Source organism: Phytohabitans houttuyneae (genome assembly GCF_011764425.1).
Taxonomy (GTDB): Bacteria; Actinomycetota; Actinomycetes; order Mycobacteriales; family Micromonosporaceae; genus Phytohabitans; species Phytohabitans houttuyneae.
In genome coordinates, this window is sequence record NZ_BLPF01000002.1 from 2,059,512 (window position 1) to 2,076,879 (window position 17,368).

The following is a 17,368-nucleotide window of genomic DNA, read 5'->3' on the forward strand; positions in this document are numbered from 1 at the left end:
CGCGCGCTCGCGCGCTCGCCTCGCGCGGTCGGCTCGCGCTCGGCTCACGTGGTTGATCAGGGACTTCGTGGGTGGACACGCCGGCAGGCACGCCCACCAACTCCCTGATCAACCCGCCGAAAGGGGGCCGGGCAGGTCGGGCAGGGGGCGGCGTAGAGCCAGGCTTGGAAGAAGTCGTGCAGCGGGCGGGCGGCGTGGCGCTCGGCGAGCGCGATGAACTGGGCCGTCGTCACCGTGCCGTGGCGGTGTTCGGCGACCCAGGCGCGCAGGGTGCGGAAGAAGACGTCGTCGCCGACCTCGCGGCGCAGCGCGTGCAGCGTCAGGCCGCCGCGCTTGTACAGGCGTTCGTCGAACATCCGTGACACGCCGGGGTCGCCGATCCGCAGGTCGGCGGCGCGGGTCCGGAGCCGGGCGTGCCACATCCGCGCGAGCCCTTCCACCGGCGGGCCGCCCGACGCGCCGGACCACAGCCACTCCGCGTACGTCGCGAACCCCTCGTTGAGCCAGATGTGCCGCCAGTCGGCCACCGTCAGGCTGTTGCCGAACCACTGGTGGGCCAGCTCGTGCGCGACGAGGCGCTCGTGGGTGCGCCGCCCGTCCACGTGGTTGGCGCCGAAGATGGACATGCCCTGCGCCTCGATCGGGTCGTCGAGGTCGTCGTCCGTGACCACGACGGTGTACTCGGTGAACGGGTACGCACCGAAGAACCGCTGCAGCACCTGCATCATCTCGCCTTGGCGGCCGAAGTCGTGCGCGAAGGGGCGGCGCAGCCTCGTCGGCACGGCGGCCCGCTGCACCGGCACTCCACTGTAGAGGTTCGTGCGCTCGTACCGTCCTATCTGGATGCTCACCAGGTAGGAGGGGGTCGGCTCCGGCAGCTCGTACACCCAGGCCGTCGTGCTCGCGCCGCGCCGGCGCTCGGCCAGCCTCCCGGTGGCGACCACCGTGTACGGCGTCGCCGCCGTCACCGCGATGCGGTAGCTCGCCTTGTCCGCCGGATGGTCGTTGCACGGAAACCAGGACGGCGCACCCACCGGTTGGCTGGCCACGAGCACGCCGTCGGCCAGCTCGTCCCACCCGATGTCGCCCCAGCGCCCGGCGAGCGGGCGAGGCCGGCCGCCGTAGCGCACCTCGACCCGGAACTCCGCACCGGCCGGCACCGGCACCGGCGGCCGGACGTGGAGCTTGTGGCGCACGTGGGAGTACCGCGCGGCCGCACCGTCCACGAGCACCTGCTCGACCCGGAGCCCGGCCAGGTCGAGGCTCAGCCGGGTCAGCCCGTGGGTGGCGACCGCCGTGACGGTCGCCCGCCCGGTGAGCCGGTTGGTGGCGATCCGGTAGTCGAGGTCGAGGTCGTAGTGGCGGGTCCGGTAGCCGCCGTTTCCGTGCTCGGGAAGGTAGGGATCGCCGGAACGGTCCGCACCCGCGCGGGCGGCCTCCTTCATTCCCCGTGCGGGGCCGTGCGTGCCGCGCCCGCCGCGGCGCCGGCTGCGTCCGAGCCGGTCGCGCCGTGCGGACCGGATGTCGCCGGCCATGCCGCGATCGGGTTGCCGAGCCAGCGCGTGCCGGCCGGCACCGTGTCGCCGCGGGTCACCAGCGAGCCGGGCCCGACCGTGGTCCGCGCGCCGATCGTCGCGCCGGGCAGCACGATGCCGTGCGGGCCGAGCGTCGCGCCCGCCTCCAGCGTCACCTCGTCCATGCTCATGATCCGATCATGGAACAGGTGGGTCTGCACGACACACCCCCGGTTGACGGTCGCGCCGTCACCCATGCGGATGAGGTCGAACTCCGGCAACCAGTACGTCTCCAGCCACACCCCGCGGCCGATCTTCGCGCCCATCGTGCGCAGCCAGCCGGTCAGCAGCGGCGTGCCGCTGGCCGACCCGAGCAGCCACGGCACCGCGAGCACCTCCACGAACGTGTCGGCCAGCTCGTTGCGCCACACGAACGAGTCCCACAGTGGACGGTCGCCGGTCCGGAAGCGCCCCACCAGCAGCCACTTCATCGCGGTGGCGGTGGCGGCGGCCAGTACACCGGCGGCCAGCAGCACCCCGCCGGACAGCGCTCCCGCGGCGACCGGGCCGAGCCCGTGCCACACCGCCGCGAGCGCGGCCAGCACCAGCACGGCCAGTGCCGCCCCGCACACGACCGGTACCAGCCGGAACAGCTCGACCAGCGCGCGGGCCGCCTTCAGGCGCGGCGGCGGGTCGTACGTGCGGCTGCTGTCCGCGGCCTCCGGCGACCGGCGCAGCGGCATCGGCGGCATGCCCAGCCACGACGAGCCCTTCTTGGCCTTGCGGGGTGCGGAGGAGAGCACGCCGACGAGGCCGCGCTTGGGCACCGAGTGCCCGGACGCCGCCATCCCGGAGTTGCCGAGGAAGGCCTGCTTGCCGATGCGGGTCGGCGCCACGTGCAGCCAGCCCTGCCGCAGCTCGTACGTGGCGACCATGGTGTCGTCGGCCAGGAACGCGCCGTCCGCGACGGTGGTCATCTTGGGCAGCGCGAGCACCGTGGACGCCTCCACGCCGCGCCCCACCTTGGCGCCGAGCAGCCGCAGCCAGGCGGGGGTGAGCACGCTCGCGTACAGCGGGAAGAGCCCGACCCGCGCCATGCCCATCAACCGCTCGGTCGCCCACACCTGCCACGCGACCCGGCTGTGCACCGGGTGGTAGCCGGCGCGCAGGCCGAGGCTCAGGGCCCGCACCGCCACCAGGACCAGCAGCGCGTAGCCGGCGACGTAGGCCAGCGCGGCCAGCGGCGTGGCGACGAGCGCGGCGGACACCGCCTCGCCCAGGGTGGCGGCACCGGACGCGGCGCGGGCCAGGACCGCGATGCCGGGCAGGGCCGCGATCGCCGGCAGCGCGCCGAGCAGGACGGAGGTCAACCCGTACACGGCGACCCAGCGCCGGGAGCGGGCCGGCCGGCGGGTCGGCCAGTCGTTGGCGCCCTTGCCGCCGGGTGCGGCGGGGGAGCCGACCCAGCGCTCGCCCGCCGGTACGACCCCGGCCACCGTCGAGCCGGGGCCGATCTCGGCGCCCTTGCCGAGCCGGACACCGGGCAGCAGCGTGCTGCGGGCACCGACCCGGGCGCCGGCGCCGATCCACGTGTATCCGATGTGGACGACGTCGCCGTCCACCCAGTAGCCGGACAGGTCGACCTCGGGCTCCACGGCCGCGCCCCGCCCCAGCCGCAGCAGCCCGGTGACCGGCGGCGCCGAGTGCAGGTCGACGTCGCGGCCGACCTGCGCGCCGAGCGCCCGCGCGTACCGGGTCATCCACGACGCGCCGGCCACGCTGGTGGCACCGCTCAGGTCGGCGAGCCGCTCGGCCGCCCACAGTCGCAGGTGGACCGAGCCGCCGCGCGGGTAGCTGCCCGGCCGCACCCCGGACAGCAGCAGCCGCGCGCCGCCGGCCGAGATCCCGATCCGGCCGACGGGGCTGAACAGCACGAACCAGCCCAGCGCCACCCACCACCACGAGACCGCCGGCGCCCAGGAGACGCCGAGCAGCTTGGCGGCCGCGGCCAGCACGGTCAGCCAGCGCAGCCCGACGACGGTCAGCAGCGGCACCATGAGCAGCGACTGGATGACGCCCGCCCGGCGGGGAGTGGGTGCGACCTCGCGCTCGGTCGCGGTGGTCTCGCCGAGGCCGTCGAGCATGGCCGCCAGGTGGTCCAGCCGCGGACGCTGGTACAGGTCGCCGACCGACACCTGGGGGTGGCGCCGGCGGACCCAGGCGACGAGCTGGGCCGCGGCGAGGCTGCTGCCGCCGTTGCGGAAGAAGTCTGCGCCCGGCTCGGTGACGCGCACGCCGAGGATCTCCGCCCACCCCTCGGCGAGCCACGCCTGCGTGGGGGAGAGCGCCGCCGGCGCGGTGTCCACCGTGGGCAGTGGCCAGGGCAGCGCGGCCCGGTCGACCTTGCCGGAGGTGCGCGTGGGGAGCGTGTCGACGACGGCGAGCAGCGGCACCAGCCCGGCGGGCAGCTGCTCGCCCAGCCGCTCGGCGGCCGCGTCCTTGTCGAACGCCGCGCCGTCCCGGGCCGTCACGTACCCGACCAGGACCTGGTTGCCGGCCTTGGTGCGGCGCACCGCGGCGGCCGCGCCGGCCACCCCGGGCAGCGCCTGCAGCGCGGCGTCGACCTCACCCAGCTCGATCCGGCGCCCGCCGAGCTTCACCTGCTCGTCGTTGCGGCCGACGAAGACGAGCCCTTCCGGCTCGGCGCGCACGATGTCGCCGCTGCGGTAGGCGCGCTCCCACCCGAGCGAGGGCAGCGGCGCGAACCGCTCCGCGTCCTTGTCCGCGTCCAGGTAGCGGGCCAGACCCACGCCGCCGATCACCAGCTCGCCGGTGCCGCCCATCGGGACCGGCTCACCGGCGCCGTCGACGACCGCGAGCGCCCACCCGGCCAGCGGCAGCCCGATGCGCACCGGCCCGTCGCCGGTGAGCCGGGCCGCGCAGGCGACCACGGTCGCCTCGGTCGGCCCGTACGTGTTCCAGACCTCGCGACCGGACACGGCCAGCCGCTCGGCCAGCTCGGGCGGACACGCCTCGCCGCCGAAGATGAGCAGCCGCACGCCGTCCAGCGCCTCCTCGGGCCACAGCGCGGCGAGCGTCGGCACCGTGGACACCACCGTGATCCGCCGCTGCGCCAGCCACGGCCCGAGGTCGACGCCGCTGCGCACCAGCGCCCGCGCGGCGGGCACCAGGCAGGCGCCGTGCCGCCAGGCCAGCCACATCTCCTCGCAGGACGCGTCGAACGCCACCGACAGGCCGGCGAGCACCCGGTCGCCCGGCCCGATCGGCGCCGCCTTCAGGAAGAGGTCCGCCTCCGCGTCCACGAACGCGGCCGCCGACGCGTGGCCGACCGCGACGCCCTTGGGCCGGCCGGTGGAGCCGGAGGTGAAGATGATCCAGGCGTCGCCGTCCGGGCGCGGCTCGTTGCCCGCCGCCCGGATGCTCACCGCGCCGCCGTCGCCGAGCACCGCGCAGACGCCCGCCTCCGCGAACACCAGCTCGGCGCGCTCGTCCGGGTCGTCGGCGTCCACCGGCACGTACGCCGCGCCGGCCGCGAGCACCCCGAGGATCGCCACGTACAGCTCGGCGGTACCGGAGGAGATCCTGATGCCCACCCGGTCGCCCGCGCCGATCCCCACCGCCGCGAGCCGCTCCTGCACCGCCTCGACCTCGGCGGCCAGCCGCCGGTAGTCGTAGACGTCCGTGCCGTCGTCGATGGCGGGCGCGTCCGGGTGCCGGGCGACGGTCGCGGCGAGGATGTCCAGCAGCGTCCGTGGCGCCGGGGCGCGCTCCGACTCGTAGACGGCCAGGGCAGGGGTGAGCAGGGCAGGGGCCAGGGTCATCGCGTACCTTCCTGGACGGACGCCAGAGGGGGGCGCGCGGCCAACCAACAACCTTACGACAGCGCAACCGTGCGTCACGGCCATACCGCTGGTTCGTGTCCGGCGACACATCGCGCGCGTGCGGTGCCGCGAGGCCCACAATGCTGGACATGACACCGGTACCGCGCCCGCCCGCGCCCTGGCTCATCCGCCCGGCGAAGCTGCCGGCCACCGCACCACCGCCCCTCGACGGGCCGTGGGCCGCGACGGACACCGGCCTCGACGTGCTCGACATCCTGAACGTGCCCGGCGCGCACGGTCCGGAGGACGTCGTCGTCGACCCGGACGGCGGCGTGGTCACCGGAACCGACGACGGCCGGATCTGGCGCTTCCCGCCCGGCGCCCGCCCCGGCACGGCACCCGACCTGCTCGCGGAGACCGGCGGCCGTCCACTGGGGATAGAGGTCGACCCGCGCGACGGCAGCCTCGTCGTCTGCGACGCCTACCGCGGCCTGCTGCGCCTCACCGGCGACGGCACCGTCACGGACCTGGCCCGCGCGGTGGGCGGCAGCCGCATCCTGTTGTGCAACAACGCCGCGGTGGCCCGCGACGGCGTGGTCTACTTCACCGACAGCTCCAACCGCTTCCCGCTCTCGCACTGGCGCCGCGACCTGCTCGAGCACCGCCCGAACGGGCGCGTCCTCGCGTACGACCCGGCCTCCGGCACCACCGACGTGGTGGCGACCGGCTTCCACTTTCCGAACGGCATCGCGCTGACGCCGTCGGAGTCGGCGCTGCTGGTCTGCGAGACCGCCGCCCACCGCCTGACCCGCCTGTCCCTGCCCGACGCGACGGTCACCGACCTGGGCGACCTGCCCGCGTACCCGGACAACATGTCGCCGGTGGGCGACGGGACCTTCTGGATCGCCCTGGCCAGCCCGCGGGTCGCGATCGCCGAGCGCCTGCTGCCGCATCCCGCGATCCGGCGCGTGGCGGCGGTGCTGCCGACGAGGCTGCAGCCGCAGCCGCACCGGTACAGCATCGTCGCCAAGGTGGACGCCGACGGCCGCGTGCTGCGGACCATCCACGGCCCGGCCGGCCGGTACGTCATGGTCACGGGCGTCCGCGAGCACGCCGGCTCGCTGTGGCTGGGCAGCCTGACCGAGTCCGCCATAGCCCGCCTCTCCCTCTGAACGGCCCCGGGAGGGGGTTGATCAGGGAGTTGGTGGGCGTGTCGGCCGGCGTGCCCAGCCACGAGGTCCCTGATCAACCACGTGAATATGCCGGCGCGAATGTGGATCTTCGGCCTAGCGTGAGTGGCGACGAGAGCTTCGGGGGGCTGCCATGACGGCTACGGCGACGATCACCGGCATTCTGTGCGTGCGGCACGCGACTGGCACCGACGACGCCGTAAACCAGGCGCTGGCCGGGCTCGTCGGCGCCATCGGCATCGGAGAGCTGGGCGGCCTCTCGCTGAGCGAGTTCGTCAAGCGCGGGCCCGGTGTGGTGGAGGCGATCGACACGGCCCGCTCGGACCCCGACCAGCTGTACCTCACGACGGACACGTCGGGCGGCCTGGAGAAGGCCGTGTGGCCACAGGGCGGCGGCACGGTCGAGATGCAGGCCGGCCAGTCGGTCGCTCCGGGGTTGTCCCTGCCGGTCACCTCGTCGCAGTCCGTCTCGCTGTGGGAGTACGACACCGTCTCCGGCGACGACCTCCTCGGCTCGGTCACGATCATGGAGTCCGAGGCCGGCGCCGGCGAGATCGCCAAGCTCGCCAAGTCGGAGGTGGAGAGCTCCTTCTACTACGTCACGTACTCCGTGCAGTAGCTCAGCAGCGCTGGATCGTGATGTTGGTGGCGTTCCAGCCGTCCGTGAGGTAGACCTTGTCCGGCTTCACCGGGATCGGGCGCTGGCCGGCGGGCGCAGCGGGCGGCGCAGCGCCGTTCTTCATCGGCACCCACGCGGTCACCGACACGTCGAACCTGTTCTTGTACATGCGGAGCCGGCCGGTGGTCAGGTCCGTCCACACCCACAAGTCGCACGGGCCGGTCCGGAAGCGGGGCCGGTTGTAGACGGTCTGGTGCATGGTCGCGGTGAACTCCACCAGTACCGTGCCGTTGGCCATCGGGATCGGGTCGCCGATGACCGCGCCCGGGCCGAACTCGTACTGGAACGACGCGAACGACCGGTCGCCGTCGAAGCGGTCGATCGCCTGCTTCGCCAGAAACTGCGAGTCCGGCGCGTCCAGCAGCGGGTCGGTGCCGACCGCGTGGCTCTGCGCGGCGCGCCGCGCCCAGTCCAGGTAGCGCTGGGGGAGCGAGGCGGGGTCGGCGATCAGGTCGCCGACCGGCGCCCGGGCCAGGTGGCCGTCGCTGTCCAGCAGGGGCGGCGGCACCGCGACGCCGCGCCACAGCTGGAAGCGGACGACCAGCCAGGGGCCGCCGGCGCTGGTGCGCACGAAGCGGAGCAGCATCGTGTACACGTCGCCGTCGGGGTGGGTGACCGTGGCGTAGGCGGTGAACCAGGCCGGGTAGCCGCGCTGCCCGCGCGGCACGCCAACCGTGATGTTCGCGAGGCGCAGGTCGGCGCTCGGCAGTGCCTGACCGACGGCGGACCTGACCAGGTCGTCGATGTCCGGCGCGTGCCGCAGATCGCCGGCGCGGAACTCGCCGACCGTCCGCACGAAGATGACCCGCGCGGCCTCCGGCGTGATGACCTCCGGCGCGTTCGGCGGGGCGGCGTTGGCGGCGAACGCGGTGAACACGACCACCACCGCCGCCGTCGCCAGCGCGAGGGCCGGCGTGGCGAAGGCCGTGACCTTCGCGCCGAAGCCGGCCGTCGTGGTGACCGCGGCGCCGCCGGCCGGCAGGGCCGCCGTCACGCCGCCCGACACGGCCACGGCGGGTACCGCCGCGCCGGCGACCGCGCCCGCCGCGACCACGCCGCCCGGCAGCACCACCGCGCCGGTCAGCGCACCGAGGCGCATCCAGTCCGGCCCGTACGCCTCGGCGGCCACAGTGGACAGTTCGTCGAGCATCTGCCCCGCCGACGCGGGTCGCAGGGCCGGGTCCGTCGCCAGTACGCGCGCGAGGAAGCGGGTCATCGGCTCCGGCACGGCGCCGGCCTCGGCGTCCAGGAGCAGCTCGCCGGTCGCCTCGTCGACCACCGGCGGGCGTCCGGTCAGCAGCTCGCCGAGGAGCACGCCGCACGACCACAGGTCGGCCCGGGCGTCGACCGGCTCGCCGCGGCGCTGCTGCGGACCGGCGTACGGCGGCGCGCCCGCCGGCGACCCGGCGTTTTCCGCACCCGGCGCGGCCAGCTCGAAGCCGCTCAGCAGCACGCCGCCGCCGGCGTCCAGCAGCACGTTCTCCGGACGCACGTCGCGGTGCACGAGATCGAGCCGGTGCACCGCGGACAGCCCGCCGAGCACGCCGGCGAGCACGGCGCACGCCTGCGGGCCGGTGAGCGCGTGCCGCTCGGCCAGCACCTGGCGGGCGGTCACGCCGTCCACGTACCCCGTGACGATCACCGGCGCCGGCTCGGCGGGAAGCGCCTCCCGCAGTCGCGGGCAGTGCTCGCCGTCCAGCCGCGCCAGCGTCGCGGCCGCCCGCCGCTGGCGCGCGACGGCCTCCGGGTCCGCCGCCAGCTCGGGCCGCAGCACGGTCAGCAGCACCCGGTCGCCGGTGCCGGCGTGGCTGCCGCGGAAGACGTCCGCGACGGGCGTGCGGCCGGCGTAGCCGTCGATCGTGTACCCCGCGACGGCGGGCGGCGCCGGCGGCCCGTCCGGCGCATCGGGGCGGGAGGTGACGGTGCGGCGCCGGGTCAGCGGCAGCACCGCGGCGAGCGCCAGCCCGAGGGCGGGCGCCAGCCAGGACCAGCGGCTGAACGGGCTGACCAGACCGGCCTCCTGCAGCACCGCCGCCTCGCCCACGCCGGCCAGCACTCCCGGCACCGCCGCCAGCAGGAAGCGGCGCGACCAGCCGCCGCGCCGGCCGCGGGCGAGCACGACGAGCAGCAGCCCGAAGACCACCGAGGCGGCGGCGCCGGCCACGCCCAGGCGGGTGGTCAGCGGGCCGCGGTCGACGGAGAGCACGAGGGAACCGGCGCACACGTTCGACTGGGCGCGGACGCCGATGGTGCGCACCGTGGCGCCCAGGTGGGGCATGGTGGTCGAGCTGACGTACCGCGTGCCGGCGTCACCCGAGCCGGACCGGATCGGAAACTCGACGCCGAAAAGCACCGCGCTCGCCTCGCCGCGGGTGAGGCGCCGCGTGGCGTCGACGACCAGCACCGGCTCCCGCCCGCGCGGGACGGTCCACGTGTCGGCTCGCTCCAGCCGTACCCCCGCCAGGTCGTTTGTCGTGCGGGCCCGCAGGTCCGCGCGGAGCCGCCGGGCCGCTTGGCCGGTCTCCGGCACGTAGCCGCTGACCGCGCAGGCCGGGTCCGGCTCGGCGGCGGGCGCCACTGTGGACCCCGGCGCCGGCGAGGGCGCCGGCGCCGCGTTCGCGGGCGCTCCGGAAGTGAGCAACCCACCCAGGACGACCACCAGGGCCGACGAGGCCCAGATGCGGTAGGCGGAGGGCATATCGAAACTATTCCAGCGATGCGCAAGTGCCCTAGGGTGGCGGGGTGAGTGGACGCCTGAGCATCGACTTCGGGACGTCCACCACGGTCGCGATGCTCGTGCGCCAGGACGGCCGGCCGGCGCCGCTGCTGTTCGACGGGTCGCCGCTGCTGCCCTCCGCCGTCTTCGCCGACGCCGACGGCGACCTGCTCGTCGGCCGCGACGCCTGGCACAGCGGCCGGGTGAGCCCTGAGCGGCTGGAGCCCAACCCCAAGCGCCGCGTCGACGACGGCACCGTCCTGCTCGGCGACCGCGAGGTCCCGGTCGTCGACCTGATCGCCGCCGTGCTGCGCCGGGTCGCCGCCGAGGCCGCCCGCGTGTCCGGCGCGCCCGTGGGCGAGGTGACGCTCACGCACCCGATCGCCTGGGGAAACCCGCGCCGCGAGGTGCTGTGCCGCGCGGCGCGGGCCGCCGGGCTGCCGCCGCCGGCGCTGGTCGCGGAGCCGGTGGCGGCGGCCGACCACTTCGTCCGGACGTTCGCGGGCGCGGTGCCGGTCGGCGGCTGCGTCGCGGTGTACGACTTCGGCGCCGGCACGTTCGACGCGTCGGTGCTCCGCCGCACCGCCGAAGGGCTGGTCCCGCTCGCCTCCGAAGGGCTGCCCGACACCGGCGGCCTGGACATCGACGCGGCGGTCCTGGAGCACCTGGCGCGGGCCGGCGCGGACCGCGACGGCGACCGGTGGCGCGAGCTGGTCACACCCGCCACCCCGGCGCAACGGCGCGCCTCGCGCCAGCTCTGGGACGACGTGCGCGCCGGCAAGGAGATGCTGTCCCGCGCGGCCACCACCGTCGTGCCGCTGCCGGCGCCCGGCACCGACGCGCTGCTGAGCCGGGAGGAGTTCGACCGGCTCGCCGAGCCGATCGTGGCCCGGACGGTCGCGGCGCTGCGGGCGGCCGTCGACCGGGCCGGGGTGCCCGTCGCCGACCTCGCCGGGGTCTACCTGGTCGGCGGCTCCAGCCGCGTCCCGCTCGCCGCGACGCTGCTGCACCGTGCCCTCGGCCGCGCGCCCACCGCGATCGAGTGGCCGGAGCTCGTGGTCGCCGAGGGCGCCCTGGCCGCCCCGCCGCCGGCCGGCACGCCGGCACCGCCACCGGTGCCGCCGCGGGTGGTCGCCCTCCGGACGCGAACCCGGAGCAGCCCGCGCCGCCCCTCGCCGTGCTCGCCGCCGCGGCGGCCGCCAGCGCCGTCGCCGTCGCACTCACCACCGCGCCGGGACGGGAGTCGTTCGTGGCCGGCGTCCGCGCGCCCGTCGGCCCGACGGTGTACGGGCTGCTGCTCGCCGCGGTGCTCGTGCTGGGCCTCGGCCGGTTCGCCACGACCCTCCCGCTCCCGGGAAGCGGGCCGCCCGCCCTCGGCCGGATGGCCGCGCTCGCGGGCGCGGCGGCCACCGGGTTCGCCGGTACCCACCTGGTGCTGGCCGCGCTCCTCGCGATGGGCGGTTCCGGCCACCTGACCGTCGCGATGGTCACCGGGCGGGGCCGGCCGATGCTCGTCCTCGCGGTGCTGGCGGCCCTCGCCACCGCCGGCCTGGCCGCCTGGCTGCTGACCGGCGCCGCGCCGGCCGACCCGCTGCGCCCGGACACCCGGCTCGCCGCGGGCGCGCTGGCGCTGGCGGCCGCCGCGCTGGCCGGCGCCCTGCTCGGACTGGCCGCGCAGACATACGTATACGGCACCACAGTGGACGGTCGGGTGCTGCGGCCGGGCGGACCGCTGCTGCACGTGGCCTGGGTGCTCCAGACGACCGGCGACGCGGCGGTGGTCGCGAGCCGGCTGGTCGCCTTCACGACCGGCGTCGCCGCCGTCTTCGGCGCGGCGGTGCTGGCCGCCGCGACGCTGCGGCACATTCCCCGCAAGCGGCGGGCGGGCATCGCCTACGGCGCGGGCGCGGGCGCCGGGCTCCTGCTCGCCTCGGCCGGCTACGCCGGCTACCACGCTTGGCGCGAATGGCGCTTCTGGGGCGGCTGGCAGCCGAGCGCGGCCGGCTGGGACCGCCCGAGCTGGGCGGCGGCGCGGTCGCCGCGGGTGGCTGGCTGTGGAGCGTGGCCTGGGCGCCGGCCCTCGCGGTGCTGGTGACGCTCGCGGTGGCCGGCCTCGTGGTCCGCGCCCGCCGCGGACCGGTACCGCTGCGGCCCAGGTAGCCGGCGGTCAGCCGGCGTCGGCCTCGGAGCGGGAGCGGGGAGCCCGCACCGCCTCGAAGTGGATGTTTCCCGCGGGCACCATCCACGTCATGACCTGTACCGACAGGCGGCCGGCGCGGACCGCGGGGTCGGCCGCGCAGAGCTGGCGGGCGGTGGCTGGGTCCACCGACATGATGGAGGCGCCGCGCAGGCGCTCGTCGTCCTGGTCGGCGAGCGGGCCGCCGGCGACGAGCAGGCCGCGGTCGCGCAGGTCGGCGCGGAACGCCAGGTGGGCGTCCTGCAGGGCGTCGGCCTCCGCCTCGCTCAGCTCGGGCGCGTCCGGCGGCCGTACCAGCAGGACGAGGGTGTGGTGGTCGAACCTCATGGCGTGAGCCTATGGCCGGGCGTACACCGCCGGGCACCCGATGGGCGGCTATGAGCGGCGGGATGAGACCGGTAGGAGACAACAGTGGGGAGATCGGCCGGCTGAGGTAGGGAGACCGCATGGGGCGCTTCGAAGGGCAGACGGTCGTCGTCACCGGGGGTGCGCGCGGCATGGGCGCGGCCCACGCGCGCGGGTTCGCCGCCGAAGGGGCGTGCGTGGTGGTGGCCGACGTGCGCGACGGCGAGGGGCGGGCGCTGGTCGCGGAGCTGGGGGAGCGGGCGCGGTTCGTGCACCTGGACGTGGCGGACGAGGTCGGGTGGGCGGCGCTGGTCCGCGAGGCCGAGGAGGCGTTCGGGCCGGTGCGGGTGCTGGTCAACAACGCCGGGGTACTCACGCTGGAGCCGCTGGACACGATCTCGCCGGCGACCTGGCGGCGGGTGCTCGACGTGAACCTCACCGGGATGTTCCTCGGGATCCAGGCGGTGACGCCGTCGATGCGCGCGGCCGGCGGCGGCGCGATCGTCAATGTCTCGTCCACCGCGGGCATCCAGCCGGCGCCGCTGCTCGGGGCGTACGTGGCCAGCAAGTTCGGCGTGCGGGGACTGACCAAGGTGGCCGCCCTGGAGCTGGGCCGGGACAACATCCGGGTGAACTCCGTCCACCCTGGAGTCGTCCGCACGCCGATGACGACGCAGACCGGCGAGATCGGGTTCGCCGCGATCGACGCGTTTCCGCTCGACGGGCACGCGATCCCGCGGGCCGCCGAGCCGGAGGAGATCACGCGGCTGGTGCTCTTCCTGGCCTCCGCCGAGGCGTCGTTCGCGACCGGGGCGGAGTTCGTCGCCGACGGCGGCCTGCTGCTGGGGCCGGCCCTCCAGCCGGAGCCGTCGTGACGGCTCCGGCGGGCGGCGCCGTCAGCGGAACGAGGTGACCGGCTCGGCCATCGCGACCGCGACGCGGCGCGGGCCGGTGAAGGGCTCGCGGCCGTGTGCGGCCAGCATGTTGTCGATGACGAGGACGTCGTCGCGCTCGTAGTCGAAGCGGGTGGTGGCGCCGCGGTAGCAGGAGCGCAGGTGGTCGAGCACGTCGTCGGGGATGCGGCCGCCGTCGCCGTAGTAGCTGTTGGTCGGCAGGTCGGCCTCGTCCATCATGCTCAGCAGCCCTTCGCGCAGGTCGTCGCCGAGCGTGGTCACGTGGAAGAACGTGGCGTGGTTGAACCAGACCCGCTCGCCGGTCGCCGGGTGCTCGTGGACCGCGGTGCGCACCGCCTTCGTGCGCAGGCCGCCGTCCGGCTGCCAGCTGGTCTGGATGCCGCGCTCGGCGCAGTACTCGTCGACGGCCGCGCGGTCCGTGGTGCCGAAGACGTGCGTCCAGTCCAGGCCGATCTCGGCGCGGAAGTTGCGGACCGCCATCCAGCCGCGGGCCTCGAACTCCGCGCGCACCGCCGGGTCGACGGCGGCCAGCACCCGCCGGGTGTCGGCCAGCGGCGTGGCACCCAAGGTGGACGGTGGCGTCACGCAGTAGAAGAACAGGGTCATCGGCCAGACCTGCTGGTACGAGTTTTCGTTGTGCAGGAAGATCTCCTCCTGCGCCGGGTAGTCGGTCGAGGTGTAGATGTCGCCCTTGATGGCCGTGCGCGGCGAGGACTTCTCGGCGTACGTGAGCGGGTCGCCGGAGACCGCGCGGACGGCGGCGTTGAACCCGTCGACGTCGCCGACCCGGAAGCCGCGCAGCAACGCGGCACCGCGCGTGCGCACGGCGGCGCGGATCTCGTCGCGGCGCGCGGCGATGGCGTCGACACCGGCGCCGTCGCCCGTGATGACCTCGGCGTGGGTGGTCTGGGTGAGCATGGCGGCTCCTTAAAAGGGCACGGATCAGTCGTCGGCGGCGTCCGCCGCGTACTCGCTCAGCGCGATGCGGTTGGGCAGGCCGGTCTTTGTGATGAGGCTGGACACGTGGCGCTCGACGGTGCGGGGTGACAGGTGCAGCTGCTCGGCGATCTCCCGGTTGCTGAGCCGGCGGACCAGCAGCTTGAGCACCTCGAACTCGCGGACCGTCACGCCGGCCGCGCGCAAGGTGGGTGAGAGCTTGTCGATGCCGCTGCGGCGCTGCGCGACGCGGGCGCCGGCCCGGCGCAGCATCGCCCGGCAGGCGCTGGCGACCGCCGGTACGTCGGCGCGATGGAAGTGCTCCTCGGCGGCGCGCAGCCACTCCACCGGGGTGCCCCAGCCGTCGTCGAGCGCCGACTCGCACACCAGGCGCAGGGCGAGGTGGCGGCCGGTGACGTACGGCTCGCCGACCCGCATCGCCTCGTGCACGGTGGTGGTGGCCTCGGCGTCCCGCCCGGCGCGGCCGAGCAGCACGGCCTTGGCGAAGAGCGCGAACTGGCGATCCCAGCGCAGGCGGCTGGCCGGCTCGGTGGTGAGCTCCTCGTACGTGTCCCAGTCGGCCTCGCCGGACATGGCGCGTACCAGCAGGTCGAGGCCGTACCGGCCGCCGAGGTGGAACACCGTGGGGTTGAGCTGCTCGGCCTGCAGCGCGCTGGACAGCTCGTCGAGCGCGCGGGAGCGGTCCTCCTCCAGCAGCGCGCAGAAGGTCCGGGCCAGGCCGTACACGCGCGGGGCGTGCTGCGCGTCGTCGCCGTTCCAGCGGCGGAACTCGGCGAGCGCGTCCTCCATCTCCCGGCGGCGGCCCCGGTGCCCGGCCAGCACGGCCCGCAGCAGCAGCACGTACTGCGTGGTCTCCAGCAGCTTCAGCCGGGTGGTCTCGGCCAGCACCCGCTCGGTGAGCGCCTCGGCGGTGTCGTAGTCACCGCGCAGGATCGAGTGCAGCGCGATGCTGGCGTCCGCCTGGAAGCGGGCGGTCACCGCCCCGACCTGCGAGGCCTGCAGCCGGGCCTGGTGCAGCCGGTCGAGCGCGCCGTGGCGCAGCGCGTCGTCGTTGCCGAGCCGGATCAGCGCGTGGATCTCCCAGATGGGCAGGTGGTGCTGCACCGCGATGGACCTGGCCCGCTCCAGGCACTCGGTCGCCGCCTCCGGGTCGCGGTGGCGGACCAGGGCGCCGAGCAGCTGCCACGCCTGGCAGGCGACCACCGGCAGCGGTACCTCCTCGGCGACCGTGGCGGCGCGGCGGGCGAGTGTCTCCGCGGTCTCCAGCCGGTCCTGGCCCGGCACGTCCAGGGCCAGGTGGGCGGCGACGACGTCGATGGGCGCGAGGTCCTCCGCGCCGGCGGCCGGCCCGAGCAGCCCGCGGGCGGCGTCGACCTGGACCAGGGCGTCGGTGGAACGGCCGGCGACCGCGGCCGCCCAGGCGAGGCGGGTGTGCAGGTTGGCCCGCCGGCGCACGTCGAGGGCGCCGACCTGGTCGAGCAGGCCGACCGAGCCGAGCGCCCGCTCGACCAGCCCGGCCTCGGCCAGCGCGTAGAGCAGGGTCTCCAATGTGGTCGCCCGGCCGGTCTCGTCCGCGGGCAGGCTCCAGGCCTTGTCGAGGAGGGTGACGGCGGAGTTGGCGGCGCCCTGCGCGAGCGCCCGCCGGCCGGCCTCGGTGAGCAGCCGCCCGGCGGCCGGCGCGTCGCCGGCCTCGAGGTACAGCGTGGCGGCGAACTGGCACCACTCGCCGGGAAGGCCCGGGTAGGTCCGCTCGACCGCCGCGACGACGGTGTGCGCCAGCCCGGTGCGCTCCTCCTGGGGGAGCAGCGACAGCAGGGTCTCGCGGGTCAGCTGGTGGCGGAACGCGTACCAGTCGGTGAGCTGGTCGTCGGGGGTGACCAGCCGACCGCTGAACTCGCCCTGCAGGTGGTTGAGCAGGTCGCGGTCGCTCATCGCGGTGGCCGCCTGCACGACCGCGAGCGGGAAGCGCCGGCCGAGGAGCGCGGCGACCGACAGCAGCTTGCGGGCCGGCGGGCTGAGCTGCTCGACGCCGTGCGCGATGCCACGGGCGAAGCTGGTCGGCGGGTTGGCCGGCAGCCGCTCGGCCATCTGCCAGCCCTCGGCGCCGCTGACCAGCACTCCACTGTCGACCATGCCGGCCAGCAGCTCCTCGATGAGGAACGGGTTTCCGGCGCTGCCGGCGAACAGCAGGTCGGCGGCAGCGGCCGGTACGTCGTCCGGCTCGCCGCCGAGGCAGGCGCCGGCCATGCGGCGGGTGTCGTCGCGGTCCAGCCGGTCGAGGTCGATGACCAGGCACCGCCCCCGCCGGGCGGCCGACCGGGCGAGGGTGAGCGCCGCGCACGACTCGTCGCGGATGGTGCCCAGCAGCAGCGTGGGCTGCAGGTCGAGGTTGTCAATGAGGTATTCGACGACCATCAGCGTCTCCGCATCGGCGTCTTGCAGGTCTTCGAGGGTCATCAGGCAGCCGCGCCGCCCGCCGGACAGGCCGGTCAGCCGCAGCACCGCCTCGGCGAGGATCACCAGTGAGCTGCTGCCTTCGTGCTCGGCCGGCTGGCCGCCCCAGTCCGGGATGAGCCGGCCGAGGATCGGTCCGTACGGCCCGAGCGTGCCGACGTCCACCGGGTTGGAACGCAGCAGCGACAGCAGCGCCTCGGTCAGGGGCCGGAGCGGCACCACCGTGCCGATCGCACTGCTGCGGCCCGCATCAGGGTCATCTCGGCGGCGAACGCCTGCTGGGCGACGGCCTCCGCCAGGCGGGACTTTCCGATCCCGCCCTCGCCGACCAGGAAGACCGCTCCGCCGCGTCCCGCCCGCGCCGAGGTGAGGCTCTCCGTGACACCGCGAAGCTCGCTCTCCCGGCCGATCAAGAGGGAGGAACCGCGTCGCACGTTCTTGGACGCTACCGAGGCGAAGATCGATGTAACACGGCCGGACGGTGCCGCCTGTATCGACGTTCATGTCAGTGGCCAGGTCCGATCGGTCGCCGGTCCCGCCCCAACCGCCGTAGCGCGCGG

Annotated in this window: 10 protein-coding genes and 1 pseudogene; 5 read left to right on the forward strand and 6 right to left on the reverse strand. The window is 75.5% G+C overall.

Going from position 1 to position 17,368, the window contains the following annotated elements; genetic code table 11:
• Window positions 1–56: 56 nt before the first annotated feature.
• The gene (locus tag Phou_RS32470; protein WP_173063234.1) at window positions 57–1,445 is read right to left on the reverse strand and encodes a M1 family metallopeptidase; all 1,389 of its coding nucleotides are present in this window, start codon (window positions 1,443–1,445) and stop codon (window positions 57–59) included.
• Window positions 1,442–5,356, reverse strand: a complete 3,915-nt coding sequence (locus tag Phou_RS32475) for a Pls/PosA family non-ribosomal peptide synthetase (protein WP_173063237.1) — start codon at window positions 5,354–5,356, stop codon at window positions 1,442–1,444. Before Phou_RS32475 ends, Phou_RS32470 begins: the two co-directional genes overlap by 4 nt.
• A gap of 149 nt (window positions 5,357–5,505) precedes the next feature.
• On the opposite strand from Phou_RS32475, the gene Phou_RS32480 reads away from it, so the two are divergent.
• The gene (locus Phou_RS32480; RefSeq protein WP_173063240.1) at window positions 5,506–6,528 is read left to right on the forward strand and encodes an SMP-30/gluconolactonase/LRE family protein; all 1,023 of its coding nucleotides are present in this window, start codon (window positions 5,506–5,508) and stop codon (window positions 6,526–6,528) included.
• Window positions 6,529–6,679: 151 nt separating this feature from the next.
• A complete protein-coding gene (locus Phou_RS32485; RefSeq protein WP_173063243.1) occupies window positions 6,680–7,165 on the forward strand; it encodes a C2 domain-containing protein in 486 nt (161 codons plus the stop codon).
• A gap of 1 nt (window position 7,166) precedes the next feature.
• Here Phou_RS32485 and Phou_RS32490 read toward each other — a convergent pair whose 3' ends face one another.
• Window positions 7,167–9,923: a serine/threonine protein kinase gene (locus Phou_RS32490; protein ID WP_173063246.1), complete on the reverse strand. Its 2,757-nt coding sequence runs from the start codon at window positions 9,921–9,923 to the stop codon at window positions 7,167–7,169.
• A 44-nt stretch (window positions 9,924–9,967) separates the two neighbouring features.
• On the opposite strand from Phou_RS32490, the gene Phou_RS32495 reads away from it, so the two are divergent.
• A complete protein-coding gene (locus tag Phou_RS32495; protein ID WP_173063249.1) occupies window positions 9,968–11,416 on the forward strand; it encodes an Hsp70 family protein in 1,449 nt (482 codons plus the stop codon).
• Window positions 11,323–12,036: a hypothetical protein gene (locus tag Phou_RS32500; protein WP_173063252.1), complete on the forward strand. Its 714-nt coding sequence runs from the start codon at window positions 11,323–11,325 to the stop codon at window positions 12,034–12,036. The genes Phou_RS32495 and Phou_RS32500 overlap by 94 nt, the downstream gene beginning before the upstream one ends.
• A gap of 72 nt (window positions 12,037–12,108) precedes the next feature.
• Here the strand turns inward: Phou_RS32500 and Phou_RS32505 are convergent, their stop codons facing one another.
• Window positions 12,109–12,465 carry a YciI family protein gene (locus Phou_RS32505; RefSeq protein WP_173063255.1) on the reverse strand — a complete coding sequence of 119 codons (357 nt, stop codon included), beginning with the start codon at window positions 12,463–12,465 and terminating at the stop codon, window positions 12,109–12,111.
• 119 nt (window positions 12,466–12,584) lie between these two features.
• Between Phou_RS32505 and Phou_RS32510 the strand changes: the two genes are divergently transcribed.
• A complete protein-coding gene (locus tag Phou_RS32510; protein WP_173063258.1) occupies window positions 12,585–13,358 on the forward strand; it encodes a glucose 1-dehydrogenase in 774 nt (257 codons plus the stop codon).
• Window positions 13,359–13,379: 21 nt separating this feature from the next.
• Here the strand turns inward: Phou_RS32510 and Phou_RS32515 are convergent, their stop codons facing one another.
• Window positions 13,380–14,315, reverse strand: a complete 936-nt coding sequence (locus Phou_RS32515) for a TauD/TfdA family dioxygenase (protein WP_173063261.1) — start codon at window positions 14,313–14,315, stop codon at window positions 13,380–13,382.
• 24 nt (window positions 14,316–14,339) lie between these two features.
• Window positions 14,340–17,242, reverse strand: a pseudogene (locus Phou_RS32520) (ATP-binding protein).
• Window positions 17,243–17,368 lie beyond the last annotated feature (126 nt).